The 16,996-nt window shown below is 40.2% G+C and carries 15 protein-coding genes; 3 read left to right on the forward strand and 12 right to left on the reverse strand.

The window, feature by feature from the left end:
* Positions 1-4: 4 nt before the first annotated feature.
* From ON073_RS04820 to sdhC, 5 genes are all read right to left on the reverse strand, one after another.
* On the reverse strand, positions 5-2,797 hold the full coding sequence (locus tag ON073_RS04820; RefSeq protein WP_274760730.1) for a 2-oxoglutarate dehydrogenase E1 component: 2,793 nt from the start codon (positions 2,795-2,797) through the stop codon (positions 5-7).
* A gap of 93 nt (positions 2,798-2,890) precedes the next feature.
* The gene (locus ON073_RS04825) at positions 2,891-3,601 is read right to left on the reverse strand and encodes a succinate dehydrogenase iron-sulfur subunit (protein WP_010560044.1); all 711 of its coding nucleotides are present in this window, start codon (positions 3,599-3,601) and stop codon (positions 2,891-2,893) included.
* A gap of 11 nt (positions 3,602-3,612) precedes the next feature.
* Positions 3,613-5,385: a succinate dehydrogenase flavoprotein subunit gene (gene sdhA / locus ON073_RS04830; RefSeq protein WP_274760731.1), complete on the reverse strand. Its 1,773-nt coding sequence runs from the start codon at positions 5,383-5,385 to the stop codon at positions 3,613-3,615.
* On the reverse strand, positions 5,386-5,733 hold the full coding sequence (gene sdhD / locus ON073_RS04835) for a succinate dehydrogenase, hydrophobic membrane anchor protein (RefSeq protein WP_010560042.1): 348 nt from the start codon (positions 5,731-5,733) through the stop codon (positions 5,386-5,388). It abuts the gene before it with no gap.
* Positions 5,727-6,101, reverse strand: a complete 375-nt coding sequence (sdhC, locus tag ON073_RS04840) for a succinate dehydrogenase, cytochrome b556 subunit (RefSeq protein ID WP_274760732.1) — start codon at positions 6,099-6,101, stop codon at positions 5,727-5,729. The genes sdhD and sdhC overlap by 7 nt, the downstream gene beginning before the upstream one ends.
* A 389-nt stretch (positions 6,102-6,490) precedes the next feature.
* Between sdhC and ON073_RS04845 the strand changes: the two genes are divergently transcribed.
* The 3 genes from ON073_RS04845 (at position 6,491) to ON073_RS04855 (ending at position 9,512) form a co-directional block, all read left to right on the forward strand.
* Positions 6,491-7,777, forward strand: a complete 1,287-nt coding sequence (locus ON073_RS04845) for a citrate synthase (protein ID WP_274760733.1) — start codon at positions 6,491-6,493, stop codon at positions 7,775-7,777.
* Between the two features lie 117 nt (positions 7,778-7,894).
* Positions 7,895-9,097 (forward strand): aminotransferase class V-fold PLP-dependent enzyme, encoded by a 1,203-nt coding sequence (locus tag ON073_RS04850; RefSeq protein WP_274760734.1) that lies wholly within the window; start codon positions 7,895-7,897, stop codon positions 9,095-9,097.
* Between the two features lies 1 nt (position 9,098).
* Positions 9,099-9,512 carry a SufE family protein gene (locus ON073_RS04855; protein WP_274760735.1) on the forward strand — a complete coding sequence of 138 codons (414 nt, stop codon included), beginning with the start codon at positions 9,099-9,101 and terminating at the stop codon, positions 9,510-9,512.
* A gap of 71 nt (positions 9,513-9,583) precedes the next feature.
* Here ON073_RS04855 and tcdA read toward each other — a convergent pair whose 3' ends face one another.
* The 7 genes from tcdA to ON073_RS04890 all read right to left on the reverse strand — a co-directional run.
* Positions 9,584-10,381, reverse strand: coding sequence for a tRNA cyclic N6-threonylcarbamoyladenosine(37) synthase TcdA (tcdA, locus tag ON073_RS04860; protein ID WP_274760736.1), 798 nt, complete (start codon positions 10,379-10,381; stop codon positions 9,584-9,586).
* Positions 10,382-10,394: 13 nt separating this feature from the next.
* Positions 10,395-11,063: a pseudouridine synthase gene (locus ON073_RS04865; protein WP_274760737.1), complete on the reverse strand. Its 669-nt coding sequence runs from the start codon at positions 11,061-11,063 to the stop codon at positions 10,395-10,397.
* A 4-nt stretch (positions 11,064-11,067) separates the two neighbouring features.
* Complete coding sequence (gene kdsB / locus ON073_RS04870; protein ID WP_274760738.1) at positions 11,068-11,823, reverse strand: 3-deoxy-manno-octulosonate cytidylyltransferase; 756 nt, start codon at positions 11,821-11,823, stop codon at positions 11,068-11,070.
* Positions 11,811-12,008, reverse strand: a complete 198-nt coding sequence (locus ON073_RS04875; RefSeq protein ID WP_010560034.1) for a Trm112 family protein — start codon at positions 12,006-12,008, stop codon at positions 11,811-11,813. The genes kdsB and ON073_RS04875 overlap by 13 nt, the downstream gene beginning before the upstream one ends.
* Positions 11,998-12,969, reverse strand: a complete 972-nt coding sequence (lpxK, locus tag ON073_RS04880) for a tetraacyldisaccharide 4'-kinase (protein WP_274760739.1) — start codon at positions 12,967-12,969, stop codon at positions 11,998-12,000. Before lpxK ends, ON073_RS04875 begins: the two co-directional genes overlap by 11 nt.
* Entirely contained in the window at positions 12,969-14,702 is a 1,734-nt protein-coding gene (gene msbA / locus ON073_RS04885; RefSeq protein WP_274760740.1) for a lipid A export permease/ATP-binding protein MsbA, read from the reverse strand. The genes lpxK and msbA overlap by 1 nt, the downstream gene beginning before the upstream one ends.
* A gap of 69 nt (positions 14,703-14,771) precedes the next feature.
* On the reverse strand, positions 14,772-16,996 hold a 2,225-nt coding region (locus ON073_RS04890; protein WP_274760741.1), incomplete at its 5' end, for a DNA internalization-related competence protein ComEC/Rec2.

Here is a 16,996-nt window from a genome sequence, read left to right on the forward strand (position 1 = left end):
TTCCTTATTTTTTAATTGTTAGAGCGTCGGCGATCAACGCAGTTTGTTCTTTAGTATGGGTTGACATATAACCACATGCTGGTGAAGCTGATGCCTTACGACCTGCATAGCTTAAGTTAGCACCTTGTGGAATTGCTTCCCAGAAATGGTGTTGCGAGCAATACCAAGCACCTTGGTTTTGCGGCTCTTCTTGACACCATACGAAATCTTTAACATGTTGGTAACGCTGCATAATTGTTTCCATTTCCGCGTGTGGGAATGGGTACAATTGCTCAACACGTACAATAGCAACATTGTTTAGCTCTTGTTCACGACGCTGTTGCAGTAGCTCGTAGTAAACCTTACCGCTACAGAACACAACACGCTCAACTTTGCTTGCATCAATATCATCGATTTCATCAATCATATTGTGGAAAATACCCGTTGATAGCTCTTCAAGGCTTGAAACAGCAAGTGGGTGACGCAGTAATGATTTAGGTGTCATAACAATCAATGGACGACGCAGAGGGCGAACTGATTGACGACGGATCATTGCGTAAACTTGAGCTGGGGTTGACGGCACACATACTTGCATGTTGTGGTCAGCACATAGCTGTAAGAAGCGCTCTAAACGTGCAGAGCTGTGCTCTGGACCTTGGCCTTCATAACCATGAGGTAGCAGTATAGTTAAGCCACATAAACGGCCCCATTTTTGCTCACCCGAACTTAAGAATTGGTCAAATACAACCTGTGCGCCGTTAGCAAAGTCACCGAACTGCGCTTCCCAACATACAAGTGATGTTGGTTCTGCAGTTGCATAACCGTATTCAAACGCAAGTACCGCTTCTTCAGATAATACCGAATCGTACACTTCAAACGCACCTTGTTCAGGGCGAATATTTTGTAGCGGCAGATAGGTAGATGCATCTGCTTGGTTGTGTACTACTGCATGACGGTGGAAGAACGTACCACGACCAGAATCCTGACCGGTAATACGAATATCTGTACCTTCGTCTACTAGTGATGCGTAAGCAAGTGTTTCAGCCATACCCCAATCAAGCGGCTTTTCGCCTGCTGCCATCGCTTTACGATCATCGTAAATTTTCTTAACGCGAGACTGTGCTTTGTGGTTTTCAGGGTAATTAGCAACTGATCCACCCAAAGCTTTTAGCTTATCAAGCGGCAGCGCTGGATCGTATGCAACGTCCCAATCGTGACCAACAAACTTAGACCAATCTGATGAGTGCTTAGTATCTGGTTGAATTTCATCAACAACGCAAACACCGTTATCTAAACCGTTACGGTAATCATCAGCTAATCTCTTCGCTTCATCAGCGCTTAATACACCTTCAGAAACTAGTTTTTGAGCATAGATTTCACGTGGCACTGGGTGCTTTTTAATTTTCTGATACATTAATGGCTGAGTTGCATTAGGCTCATCAGCTTCATTGTGACCGTGACGACGGTAACACACTAAATCGATTACAACATCACGCTTAAACTTGTTACGGAAATCAAGTGCAAGCTGTGTTACAAAAGCAACCGCTTCAGGATCATCAGAATTCACATGGAAAATTGGTGCCTGAACCATTTTAGCGATATCAGTACAGTATTCAGTTGAGCGAACATCTTCTTGTTTGTTTGTTGTGAAACCTACCTGGTTGTTTACAACGATACGAACTGAACCACCCACGCTGAACGCACGTGTTTGTGATAAGTTAAAGGTTTCTTGAACTACACCTTGGCCAGCGATTGCCGAGTCACCATGAATAGTGATTGGTAATGCTTTTGAACCATTAGTACAACCTAAACGGTCAAGACGTGCACGTACAGAACCCATAACCACAGGGTTAACGATTTCAAGGTGAGAAGGGTTAAATGCAAGTGCCATATGCACGTTGCCACCCGTAGTAGCGAAATCAGATGAGTAACCCATGTGGTATTTAACGTCACCAGAACCTGCTAATTCGCCATATTTACCAGCGAATTCATCAAAAAGAACTTGTGGGTTTTTACCAAGTACGTTAACTAAAACGTTTAAACGACCACGGTGTGCCATACCAATAACGGCTTCTTCCTGACCACTTTCCCCTGCTCTGTGAATTAATTCTTTAAGCATAGGTACTAACGCATCGCCACCTTCAAGTGAGAATGCGCCTAGGTATTTTTCAAGACCATCAGCAGCCGTAAGGCCTTTAAGGATACGTAACTTAGTTTCAGTGTTAAATTGAGGCTGGGCAAAGTTAGATTCTAAACGCTGTTGTAACCAACGTTTTTCTTCTGTAGACGTAATATGCATATATTCAGCGCCAATCGAACCACAATAGGTTTTCTTAAGTGCTGCATATAAGTCTTTTAGTTTCATAGTGTCACTGCCACAAGCGAATGACCCTACGTTGAATTCTTTATCTAGGTCAGAATCCGTTAAATCGTGGTGTTCAAGTGTCAAATCACGCACTTTTTCACGCTGCCACAAACCTAATGGGTCAAGATTTGCGTTTTGGTGACCACGGAAACGGTATGCATTAATTAATTGCAGAACCCTAACCTGTTTTGCATCAGATGCGCCACCTGCTGCAACGACTACTTCTTTATGCTTGTTTTTCGCAAGCTCGGCAAATTGTGCTTTTATTTCGGAATGCTTTACATCTACATCCACGCCTTCTACTTTCGGTAGTGCGTCAAACACTTCACGCCATTCGTCAGATACTGATGTTGCGTCATCTAAGTACGCTTCATACAGTTCTTCTACGTATGCAACGTTACCACCGTTAAAGTGAGAAGACTCTAGCCATGCCTTCATTACACCTTCGTGCATTTATAAGCCCTTTTTACTAGCGCAGAATACTAAGTTTTAGTTAAACGGCGATAACATCATGTTATCGCCGCAGTGTTTGTGTTACTGCCGTTTTTATACAGAACGGTTTAGTAACATAGACTTAATGTGGCCAATTGCCTTAGTTGGATTAAGGCCTTTAGGACACACGTTGACACAGTTCATAATGCCGTGACAACGGAATACGCTGAATGCATCGTCTAAATCTGCTAAACGTTCTTCAGTCGCCGTGTCACGGCTATCAGCTAAGAAACGGTAAGCGTGTAGCAAACCAGCAGGACCAATGAACTTGTCAGGGTTCCACCAGAATGATGGGCATGAAGTTGAACAACATGCACATAAGATACACTCATATAAACCATCAAGCTTGTCACGCTCTTCAATTGATTGAAGGCGCTCTTCACCGCCTGTTGGCTTATCGTTGATTAAGAATGGCTTAACTTTCTCGTATTGTGAATAGAATTGAGACATATCAATTACTAAATCACGAACAACTGGTAAGCCTGGTAATGGACGAATAACGATTTTACCCTTACCTAGTGCAGATAGTGGAGTAATACACGCTAAACCGTTTTTACCATTCATGTTTACACCGTCAGAACCACATACACCTTCACGGCATGAACGACGGAAAGAAAGTGTTGGATCTTGCTCTTTTAATTGTAAAAGTGCATCCAATACCATCATATCGCGACCTTCTTCTACCTCAAGGGTATAGTCTTGCATACGCGGCGCGTTGTCTACATCTGGATTGTAACGATAGACAGAAAATTGTAATTGTGCCATTGACTTCGCTCCTAGTAAGTACGTGCTTTAGGTGGGAAGGCTTCACGTGTTTTAGGTGAGAAGTTCACCTCACGCTTAGACATTTCTTCCGTCACTGGGCTATAAACTGAGTGACATAACCAGTTTTCATCGTCACGCTCTGGGAAATCGAAGCGCGAATGTGCACCACGGCTTTCTGTACGGAAATTCGCAGCAACAGCTGTTGAGTACGCAGTTTCCATTAAGTTATCTAGCTCTAAACACTCAATACGTTGCGTGTTGAACTCAGATGACTTGTCGTCAAGACGTGCGTGCTGTAGACGTTCACGAATTTCTTTAAGCTCTGTAAGACCTGTTGCCATTGCATCACCTTCACGGAATACCGAGAAGTTAAGCTGCATGCATTTTTGTAGGTCTTTCTTGATCTGTACTGGGTCTTCACCTTGGCCTGGTTTAGAAGTTTCCCAACGATTGAAACGAGCCATCGCTGCTTCTAGATCAGATTCAGAAGCTTCTTTCGAAATTTCAGCATCTTTTAGGTATTGACCAAGGAAGTTACCCGCTGCACGACCGAATACAACAAGGTCAAGTAGTGAGTTACCACCTAAGCGGTTTGCACCGTGTACAGATACACATGCAATTTCACCTACTGCGAATAAACCTTCAACTAATTTCTCATTACCTGCACCATCTACGTTAATAACTTGACCATTAACGTTAGTTGGTACACCACCCATCATGTAGTGACATGTTGGGATTACAGGAATTGGTTCTTTTGCAGGGTCAACGTGTGCGAATGTCTTAGAAAGATCACATACACCTGGAAGACGAAGGTTTAGCATTTCAGCACCTAAGTGGTCTAACTTAAGTTTGATGTGCGTACCCCAAGGGCCTTCGCAACCACGACCTTCACGAATTTCTGTCATCATTGCACGAGCAACAACGTCACGACCTGCTAAGTCTTTTGCGTTTGGTGCGTAACGTTCCATGAAGCGTTCGCCGTCTTTATTTAGAAGGTAACCACCTTCACCACGACAACCTTCTGTAACAAGTGTACCTGCACCTGCAATACCCGTTGGGTGGAACTGCCACATTTCCATGTCTTGCATTGAAATGCCAGCACGTGTTGCCATACCAACACCGTCACCTGTGTTAATGTGCGCGTTTGTTGTTGATGCGAAGATACGACCTGCACCACCAGTTGCTAAAACAACCGCTTTAGATTTGAAGTAAACTACTTCGCCGCTTTCGATATCGATAGCAGTACAACCAACAACGTCACCCTTGTCGTTTTTAACAAGGTCTAATGCGTACCATTCAGAGAACACATTTGTTTTGTTTTTAACGTTTTGTTGATATAGGCAGTGAAGAAGCGCGTGACCAGTACGGTCAGCTGCTGCTGCAGTACGTGCAGCTTGTTCGCCACCAAAGTTTTTCGATTGACCACCGAAAGGACGTTGGTAAACACGGCCATTTTCAAAACGTGAAAATGGTAAACCCATGTTTTCTAATTCTGTAATTGCTTCAGGACCTGTTTTGGTCATGTATTCAATCGCGTCTTGGTCACCGATGTAATCAGAACCTTTTACCGTATCGTACATGTGCCATTCCCAGTTATCTTCGTGGGAATTACCTAAAGCAACTGTGATACCACCTTGTGCAGACACCGTATGAGAACGGGTTGGGAATACTTTAGAAATAAGTGCACAAGTTTTACCTGATTCACTGATAGCCAGTGCAGCACGCATACCCGCACCACCGGCACCAATTACTACAGCGTCAAATTCTCTTGTTGAAATAGCCACTTACACACTCCAAAGAACAAAGAAACCAACAGCTACATATGCAAAAGCCATCAGGTTTAGGAAAAAGCCTAGGATTGCGCGCAATTTAGCGTTCTTAACATAGTCAGTTAGAACTTGCCACAAACCAATACGGGTATGAACCATCATGCAAACTAGCGCAGCTAAGGTATACACTTTTACTGCTAAGTTAGAAAATAATCCCTGCCACGCTTCAAACGTTACAGTTGGAGTAGTAAGAAAATACCCTAAGATAAACAGAGCATATGACGCTAATACAAGTGCTGTTGCACGTAATGATACAAAATCTTGTACACCGTCGCGTTTTAGAGATGCTTGATTAACTACCATATCCATACTCCTGCTAACACGGCTAATACAACCCATAGTGCTATTACAAACTTAGCACTTGCGTTACCTGAACCTAATTCTTCAAAACGACCCATATCCATTAGAAGGTGACGTACACCTGCAACTAAGTGATACAGAAGCGCGATTACCGCACCCCATGCAATGAATTTGGCAATGAACCCGGTAAACAGGCTCTTGACGAATTCAAAACCTTGAGGAGAAGAAAGTGATTCAGACCATGCCCAAATTACAAAAGATAAAGCGAAGAACAACGCTACACCTGATATACGGTGAAGAATTGAAGCTTTAGCAGTTGCTGGCATCGAGATAGTAGATAAATCTAGATTTACAGGTCTTTGCTTTTTCACTGTTACTTGCCCATTGACTCTAAGGAGTCCAACTATTGTTGTTATAACCCACCAAGTAATTGATGGAACCATCAAAGTGAAATTTGCCACACCGTAATGACGAGTTACAGTATGAAAAAACAGCATTCACTTCAGACGAAAGGCATTCACCATTCAGAATGCCTACCACAGTATATAAGACCATATGGCCTATTACAATTCTTGTTTAATAAGAGGTGCTTGCGAAGTAGCCATTGGTATAATATTTATTCGATCGAAGAATAGTTATCATCAATTGATGCATTTAAATTGACTTTCTTCCCTATTTATAAGTTAGAATAGATAGAATTTGCTTAACATCCGTATCAAAAATAACAAACTGGTTTGTTATATTTAAAGGAGATAATTAGATGGCAGACAAAAAAGCCACGGTCCATATTGATGGGCTAGATCCTATCGAACTTCCTATTTACTCTGGCACAGCTGGTCAGGACGTTATTGACGTTCGCACCCTTGGCAGCCATGGTTACTTCACGTTCGACCCGGGTTTCATGTCTACTGGTTCATGTGAATCAGCTATCACTTACATTGATGGTGCTAAAGGTGTTTTATTACACCGCGGCTATGCAATTGATGAGTTAGCTGAAAAATCAAACTATATCGAGCTTTGTTACTTACTTTTAAACGGTGAGTTACCAAATGCAGAGCAATTAGCTGGTTTTGAAAACGAAATCACAACTAACACTATGCTTCACGAAAAAATTGGTGCTTTCTTCCAAGGTTTCCGTGTAGATTCTCACCCAATGGCAATGCTATGTGGTGTTGTTGGTGCACTTTCTTCTTTCTACCACAAAGATTTAGACATCACAGATCCTGCGCAACGTCACCGTAGCGCTGTTCGTCTAATTGCGAAATTACCGACAATTGCGGCGATGTGTTACAAATACAACATCGGTCAACCATTTGTATATCCTCGTAACGATTTAAGCTACGCTGAAAACTTCTTACATATGATGTTCTCAGTACCAGCTGAAAAATATGAAGTAAGCCCTGTTCTTGCAAAAGCAATGGACCGCATCTTCATGCTTCACGCGGATCACGAGCAAAACGCGTCAACATCGACTGTACGTTTAGCTGGTTCATCTGGTGCTAACCCATACGCTTGTATCTCTGCTGGTATCGCGTCTCTTTGGGGTCCTGCGCACGGTGGTGCAAACGAAGCTTGTTTAACAATGCTTGAAGAAATCGGTTCAGTAGACCGTATCGATGAATACGTTGCTAAAGCGAAAGATAAGAACGATCCGTTCCGTCTAATGGGCTTTGGTCACCGTGTTTATAAAAACTTCGACCCACGTGCAACAGTAATGCGCGAAACGTGTCACGAAGTGCTTAAAGAACTTAATATTGAAGATCCACTACTAGACGTAGCAATGCGTTTAGAGCAAATCGCATTAGAAGACCCATACTTCATCGAGAAGAAACTTTACCCTAACGTAGATTTCTACTCAGGTATTATTCTTAAAGCGATTGGTATTCCAACAAGTATGTTCACTGTAATCTTTGCAATGTCACGTACTGTTGGTTGGATCTCACACTGGGATGAGATGTTATCTCAGCCAGGTCAAAAGATCGGTCGTCCTCGTCAGTTATACACTGGTGAAACTAAGCGTGATTTTAAAGACGTTTCGTCTCGTTAATTTCGTTTTAGATAAAAAAAGCCGCAATTGCGGCTTTTTTTATAGCCGAAACATCCCTTTCATTGCCAAATATTATTCATTTCTTTAAAATCGCTGCTCAATTTTTAGGGTAGAACCATGTTAGATAATCACGAAATACGGTCACAATTTCCATTTTTTTCACATTCAGATTTTATCTACCTAGATAATGGCGCTACGACTCAAAAGCCACAATGTGTAATCGATGCACTTTGCCATTTTTATAATTTTAATAATGCTAATGTTCATCGTGGTGTTAGCCAATTAGCGAGCAATACAACACAAATGTATGAGCAAGTTCGATCTAAATTAGCTACTCATTGCGCTGTTAAACCTGACCAGATTGTGTGGACCAAAGGCGCGACAGAAGCAATTAACCTGGTTGTTTCAAGTATCGATAAACATATAGAGCCTAACGACATCATTGTTGTATCCGCATTAGAGCATCATGCTAATTTAGTTCCATGGCAAGAATTGTGTAAACGCACTGGTGCAGAGCTGCGTGTATTACCAATTAATCAACAAGGTGTGTTAAACATTACAGCAAGTTTAAACATGATAAGCAGTTTAAAACCTAAACTTGTGGCTGTAACCCATGCATCAAATGCCCTTGGTAATATACTACCGATAGAACAACTAATTGATGCAGCAAAAAATGTTAATGCAATCACCTTAGTAGATGGCGCACAGGCTATGCAACATCTTAAGCCCAATTTGGACACGTTAAACAGTGATTTTTATGTGCTTTCTGCGCATAAAATGTTTGGCCCTACAGGGGTGGGTGCACTTATTGCCAAGCCTCACAGTCTTGCCCTGCTCGATACTTATCAAACTGGCGGTGAAATGATTGAGCAAGTAAGCTTTTCAAGTTCACAGTACCGTCAAGGCAATGCACGTTTTGAAGCAGGTACGCCGAACATAGCCGGTGTTATTGGTTTTGGCGCCGCTCTTGATTTTTTAAACTCAGAAGCAATGAACTTACAGCGTAGTTATGAAGAATCCTTGTATCAATACACAATTGAACAACTTAAAAAAATTGATGGTGTCACCCTTTATGGTGATTTAGAAAATAATATCGGCACTGTAAGTTTTAATTATAAAGACGAACATCACCTAGACGTTGCAACCTTATTAGATCAATCAGGCATTGTAGTGAGAAGCGGTAATCATTGTACGCAGCCACTTATGAATTTACTTGGCGTTGCAGGTACCATTCGAGTAAGTTTAAGTTGCTACAACAGCTATGAAGATATCGACAAATTTATCTTTGCACTTAAACAAGCTATTGAATTATTAGATTAATATGACTGAACAATATTTAAACCTTAAGCAAAATTTTATTAGCAAAAATGCATGGCAAGACAAATATCGTGACATTATGTTGCTTGGTAAACAACTGCCAAAATTACCAAATGAATTAAAAATTGACAACGCAAAAGTACATGGTTGTGAAAGCAACGTATGGCTATATATCGATTTTGATGAAAGTGAAGAACGTTTAGTTGTTAGTGCAGATTCAGATACGCGTATTGTTAAAGGGCTTATATTTATTATTTGCTCAATGGTTAATGGACTAACAATTGATGAATTTAAACGAATAAATATTCAATCTGAATTTGAATCTCTTGGTCTTATTCAACATTTAAGCCCTAGTAGAGGTAATGGAATTCTAGCAATTGCTCAAAAAATTTCTGATTTTGCAATACAAAATAGTTAGTGTTACCAAGCAAATTAAATATATTGTATGCAATTGTTAGAATTTAAAAGTATAGCTAACAATCAAAGTTTCTATACTTGATTGTTACGCTCACATTTTTCTAAGTATTTTTTCACACTTCTTGCAGCAGCAAAGAACGCAAAACTACCTGTCACCATTGTTAACGAGCCGAAACCTGTTTGACAGTCCATATTCATATTGCCATCTGCACCGGCTTTCGAATGACACACACTGCCGTCACTTGATGGGTACACCAATTGCTCTTCTGAATAAATACAATCCACACCAAATTTACGTTTTGGATTATTTGAAAAGTTGTATTGCTTACGCAGTAAATAGCGTACTTTCGCAAGCAACGGGTCTTGTTTGGTTTTAGCCACATCCCCTATTCTGATTTGGCTTGGATCGATTTGCCCGCCTGCACCGCCTATTGTGATAATCGGTAATTTGTTGCGCTTACAATGGGCAATAAGTGCCGCTTTAACTTTTACTTGATCAATACAATCAATAACATAATCAAATTTTTCAATATGTTCTCTGATATTCTCAAGTGTTAAAAAGTCATCGATAACTGACACATTACAATCAGGGTTTATCTCGTTAATTCGACTCGCCATGGCATCAACTTTCGCCTCGCCAATAGTCGATGTCAACGCGTGGATTTGACGGTTAACGTTGGTAACGCAAATATCATCTAAATCAATTAAGGTAATGTTACCAAGGCCCGTACGGGCTAAACTTTCAGCGACCCAACTACCCACACCGCCAATGCCAACAACACAAAAATGGGCATTATTAAGTAGTTTTTGCTGTTCAATTCCGTAAAGGCGCGCAATGCCGCCAAAACGATTTTGATAAGACTCTGTCATGTAATTTTTAACCTTAATTAAATTCGTGCCAAGGCGTGTGCCATTGTTCGATAAGCTTTTTTGTTTCACCGTGCTCAAATAAGCCGCCGCATGGCTTAACACTAAAATGATATGGTGTATTACCAAACGTGAATTTAATCGCATATGCATGCAAATGACCACGTTCGCTATGCTCACCGCCATAGCGTTCATCGCCTAAAATAGGCACCGATAGGCTTTTAAGCACAACCCGCAGCTGATGCGTTTTACCAGTAATTGGTTGCAGCAAATAAAAACGTAAACTGGGCTCAATTAACTGCGATTGAAACCGCGTTACAGAGGGGTTTTCCATGGTTTTTTGTAGCTTATAGCACCCACGGCGCGCCTTAACCAAGTCGCCTTTTACCCAACCCTGTTTTTTTGTAGGTTTACCTTGCGCAACGGCTAAATAGTATTTTTCAAGTGTGTTTTTATGCTTTTGGCTAAACAAATCACCAAATTCTGCAGCAGCTTGTTTGGTCCTCGCAACAATAACTAAGCCCGATGTCATTTTATCTAAGCGATGTACTGGATAGAGCTTTTCATTCACCTGCTTTTCAAACAGTACAAAAAACCCCTCTCCATCTTCGCTATGGAAGCTTACGTCATGGGGTTTATTCACCACATAAAATTCATCGCATGCGAATACTATTGGATAACTCATCAACTTACTTGCTTAAAAAAGCATTCACCTTAGCGAGATCTTCAGGCGTATCAACTCCTGGCTGCGGCGCTTCGATTGCCGTTTGTACTTTTATCTTTTTGCCATGATACAACACACGTAGCTGCTCTAATGATTCGATTTGCTCAAGCGGTGATACCTCAAGAGTAATATATTCTTTAATAAAACCCGCACGATACGCATAAATACCAATATGGCGTTGATAGAAATCGCCAATTTCAGAAATTTCATCTTTGCCTAAAAAGCGGTTTCGATCATAAGGAATCGTTGCACGCGAAAAATACAACGCATTATTGTGATTATCAGCTACAACTTTTACCGCGTTAGGGTTAAGGGCTTCTTCAATATCGTCGATTGCCACGCTTAACGTTGCCATTGGTGCCGAATCAGATGCTAACAAACTTGCTACTTGCGCGATGTTTTGCGGTGGAATTAACGGTTCATCACCTTGTACATTCACTATAATTGTGTCATCTGGTAAGTTAAGTTTTGTCACTACTTCAGCAAGGCGTTCTGTGCCCGACTCATGATCTTCACGAGTCATTAAAACTTCACCATCAAAGCGTTTAACAGCGGCTTCTATCTCAATATGATCCGTTGCTATAATTACCCGTTTTGCACCTGATGCCAGCGCTTTTTCATATACATGCTGAACCATTGGCTTGCCTTGTATATCAGCCAGTGGTTTAGCCGGTAAACGGCTCGACGCATAACGCGCTGGAATAATGACTACGAATTCCACTTTTCAACCTCTTCAAGTGATAATTCGCGTGCCTCTTCTTCAAGCAATACCGGAATATCATCTCTTACTGGGTAAGCGAGTTTTGCTTGCGTGCTAATAAGTTCTAAATTTTCGCGATCAAATTTAAGATGACCTTTTGTTACAGGGCAAGCAATGATTTCGAGTAATTTTGTGTCAAACGCCATGATTATGGATCCCTTTTTCAATTAATAACTGGTCGAGTTTGTCGACCAGTTGTTTAGTCGGTTTAGCGGTAACTTTTAAATAATACCAATTTGCTTTCGCGAATGACTGGCATTTTACCGCATCTTTTTCAGTCATTAAGATTGCACCGTCTAGTGCGGCAAAATCACCTTCTCTGTATGTGTGATGATCTTTAAAAATAGTATGTCCGTGCACCAGAATATTCTGCTCATTCACACTTTGCTCAAAGCGGCTGGGATTACCTATTGCACTCACTAAGTGAACTGGGCTGTCTAAATTGGAAACTTTTTGTCCATCAATTATGCCATATACACCATCTACCGTTAGCTGGTACCCGTTATCCTCTGCAGCGCCATTAGTAATGGTTAAATCAACATGTTTTAGTCTGCTTTTCGCTTCGCGAAGTGGACCGGCTGGCATAACAAAGCCATTACCAAATTGACGTTTCCCATCAACAATGCAAAGCTCCATAGCGCGCGCCATTTGGTAATGTTGCAATCCATCATCAGCAATAATCACATCAGGATTAATGTGCTTCTTTAAATAGTCGATACTTAAATTTCGATTTGGGCACACTACAACAGGTACGCCTGTGCGAACGGCTATCAACTTAGGTTCATCACCACAGACCTCTGGCGATATGTTATCGGTTACTAATAAAGGTTGGCTTTGAGTTTGACCACCATAGCCACGTGAAATAACCGCAACCAATAAGCCTTTTTGCTTCAAATAATCGACAAGAAACAAGGTAAAGGGTGTTTTGCCTGTGCCACCTACCGCAATATTACCCACAACAATGACTTTTGGTGTGTCAGTCGCCAATTGTAATCTTCGCTTGCGATAGAAGCGATATAGCGTAATTAGGTAAAACAGCGCACTTAACGGTAATAAAAGCCAAGTAATTCCAAATTTTTGATACCAGCTTTTTTCAATCACATTCATTAGTCATTAGCCTGCATTTTTTGCAGTGCTAAATAGGCACCTTGCTTTTCAATTAGCTCAGCATGCGAACCTGATTCGATTATTTGCCCTTTATCTAATACATAAATGACATCAGAGTTTTCAATCGTTGATAAGCGGTGCGCAATAACAATGGACGTGCGCCCTTTCATTAAATCGTTTAACGCATGTTGAATTAATTTTTCTGACTCAGTATCGAGTGCTGACGTAGCTTCATCTAAAATCAAAATTGGTGCGTTTTTAAGCAATGCTCGCGCTATAGCAATACGCTGACGCTGGCCACCAGATAACATTACGCCATCTTCACCGACAATGGTTTGTAAACCTTCTGGTAAATCTTTTACAAATTCCCAAACGTGCGATTGCTCAACAATTTTTTGCAGTTTATCAGGGGTAATATCATCTTTATAGCCGTAAGTGATATTGTTCTCGATAGTATCGTTGAATAACACAACTTGTTGCGACACGATTGCAAATTGTTCGCGTAACCAAGTTAAATCAAAGGTATTAACCGATAGCCCGTCGAGTTTGATATCGCCATTGGTATAAGTATCGTAAAAACGTGGTAACAGGTTTGAGAGTGTTGATTTGCCTGAGCCTGAACGACCAACTAAGGCTACGGATTGACCAGGTTTAATATCCATGGTTAATTCGTTTAAAATATTGCGCTCGGTATTTGGATAGGCAAACGACAAGCTCTCAATTGTGATATGACCCTGACATTTTTCCAGCGTTTTTGAGCCGGTGTCTTTTTCATTTTCCAAATCTAAGATATCAAAAATACTTTTTGCTGCAGCAATACCACGCTGCAGTTCAACATTCACATTTGATAGCTGTTTTAACGGGCGTAGCATCATCATCATTGCGGTTAATAAGCTAACGAATGCGCCTGTAGAAATAGGCTCTACAAGGTTAAAGCCAATTGCAGCCAACACCATTGCGATGGCAGATGCAGCAATAATTTGAATACTGGCAACGCTCAGCGCTTTCGTCGCATCCATTTTTACACGCTGTTGACGATTACGATTATTTACATCGGCAAAACGTTGTTGTTCAATTTCTTGACCACCAAATGAATGAATAACTTTATGCCCTTTCACCATTTGTTCTGACGCACGTGTTACGCCTCCCATGGCATCTTGAATGCGTTTTGCAATAACACGAAAGCGTTTAGACACGATTGATACAATGCCTGCAACAATGGGGACGACTAAAATAAACAGCAATGAAAGTTGCCAACTAGCAACCAACATATTAACCACTAAGAAAACAACAAATGCCCCTTCTCGCACTATGGTGATCAAGGCTTTTGTTATCGCTGTTTGTACTTGCTCTGCATCAAAGGTAATTTTTGAAATTAACTCACCGGTTGAATGCTGATCGTGAAATGACACTGGTAAATGAAGTAACTTAGCAAACAATTCTTTGCGAATTGCCATCACCACGTGAGAGCCCACATTGGCTAAACAATAACTTGAAACGAAGTTAAACACGCCACGAAATAGCACCAATAAAATCACCACAACGGGCGCCCATTTCATGACTTCTTGATTTTTAGCAGTTAACCCTTGTTCAATAAAAGGATCCATCAAATATACAAAAAGACCATCCATTGCGGCGTAGCCCAACATACCAATTATGGCAAAGGTAGCTGCAAGTTTATGAGGCTTTACATAGGTTAATAAGCGTTTGTAATATTCTGATGAGGTCGACATGAGTGAAACTTAAGTTGATTTGTGCTTATTGTATAGCGCCTACAGTTAAAACCCAAGTCGAACCGAGTGTTAATCAACTAGAAACCAATAATTTTTTAGCAGTTTTTGCGAACTAACTGTGTAGTTTGTATCCGTTACATTTACTTTGATTGCGCCATGGTAAGTAGCTAACTGTTTTGCATTATTAAAAGCATAACGTTCAACCACTTTTAGCGAAGGGAATTTCCAACGATTATACGCATTCACCGAGTGAAACACCCAAGATGCATTAGTATGTTTAATAAATGCGCCTGTTGAGGAGCTGTTACTACCATGATGTGGAGAGATAAGCACATCAATATCAGCAATTCTTGTATCATTTAAAAGAACCTGTTCTCTATTTTTCTCAATATCCCCTGTCAGCAACAACTTAAAATGTTTATAAGTAACTAAAGTTACACACGAATTATTATTGTCTGATTTAAATTTTGAGTTTAGTGAGATTGATTCAAATGTGACGTTAGTTAACCAGTTTGCTTTAAAGTTACATGCTTTGCCAAAGCCACTCATAGTAGCTAATTTGCCATTTTCAATAATATGGCTTAAACCGCCACTGTGATCATTATCATCATGGCTAATCACAGTACGCATCAATTTAAGATTATTGTTTCTTAATGTCGGCAAAATCACACTTTTTACATAACTGTAATCACTGTATTTTGCCCCAAGATCATATAAAAAAGCTTGATTATTGTCACTTATCAACACTGCCAATCCATGACCTACATCTAACACCCTGATCACCAATTGCTCTTGGTTAAAACTTTCTTGAGATAAATAAAACACCATTAATGGCAGTGTTAAATAAAGTGAATAACGGATGTAAAGCAAAAGTAGACTACTGATCAGCAGCAAAACTGTAAATTGCCAACTGATACTTGGCAAATTTAGCCAAGACCCAATACCATTTAGTTCATTAATGCTAGCCACAGTCAAAGCAAGTAGTGGTTCAAGTAAGAGTATAAATAAATCTGTTTGCAATAGTGCTGATAGTAACGTAGCCAATAAGATGGCAGGCATGAGCACAACTGAGAAAAAAGGAATGGCAATTAAATTTACAAACAAACTATAAATGCTAAAACCATTAAAAAAGAATACCGTAACTGGTATTAACGCTATTGTAATAGCAACTTGAAGAACGAAAAATTTAGCTAAGTAAGACTTAATTTTAAGTTTTTTGATTAAATCGAGCGAAAGAAGAATACTTAACACTGCAGCAAACGAAAAATAAAAACCAACAGTTAATGGCACAAACGGGTTAAAAATAAATACACAAAGTAACGCAAAGATAAGGGCTCGATAGCCAATGTATGCACGACTAATTTGCCAGCAGAGGCAAAAAGCACAAAGCATGATAAAAGCACGTTGCGCAGAAGTGGCATAATTAGAAAAGTGTAAATATAACGCACAAGATAGAATGCCTACTAAAAGTGGTAATACCATTAAACGATTAAATTTATTAAAAAACAGACAGAAAACTCGAATAACCCAATAACTAAAAGCAAACACAATCGTCATATGTAACCCTGAAACGGCAAATAAATGTGAAATGCCTAACTGTCTTGATATATCTTTAAATTCTCTTGGCATTTTGCTGGTATCGCCAAATAAAACAGCTGAGTAAAGCCAAGAATATTCTGAGAAGTTTATAAATAGCGCTCTTTGCTTAATATCTTTGTGGGTTACTTTAAATAGACTGTTATTGCTAATGCTGCCTTTATATTTTATGCCGTGATAAAAATTATAAAGGCGACGATCAAAAATCCCTTCATTTACGACAGGCACAATGGGTTTTAATTTTGCACGTGTTGTAATTGTATCCCCTATTCTCACTGTGTTTTTATCGAAACTCTGTTTGGTTAAATAAAGTTGTAGTGTGAGTTTTTTATATTTAGCTATTTTTTCTGTGCCTAATACAGATGGTTTGACACTCAGCCGATAGGTATATAAATAGTCATCAATGCGCTCGACTTTTCCTTTAATTAGCTGTTTTTGCTGTAATTCGGCATAACTCAAGTGAGTATCATAGACGCAGTGGTAGTAGATAATTGGATATGCCAAACCGAATAAAAACGCACTAATAACAACAATCTTTGTCTTAAGATTAGATATTGTTAATACACCCACTAGTACAACCAGTGTAATTGTTAAAAAAAAGACTGGCGTATTGAGTAAAAATAGCGACAATATGCAGCCTAGAACAAAGCACGCAATGCTTTGCCAAAAAGGAAGATGTATACCGCGATGCCAAAAAA

The sequence above is a fragment of the Pseudoalteromonas sp. G4 genome (genome assembly GCF_028875915.1).
Lineage (GTDB): Bacteria > Pseudomonadota > Gammaproteobacteria > Enterobacterales > Alteromonadaceae > Pseudoalteromonas.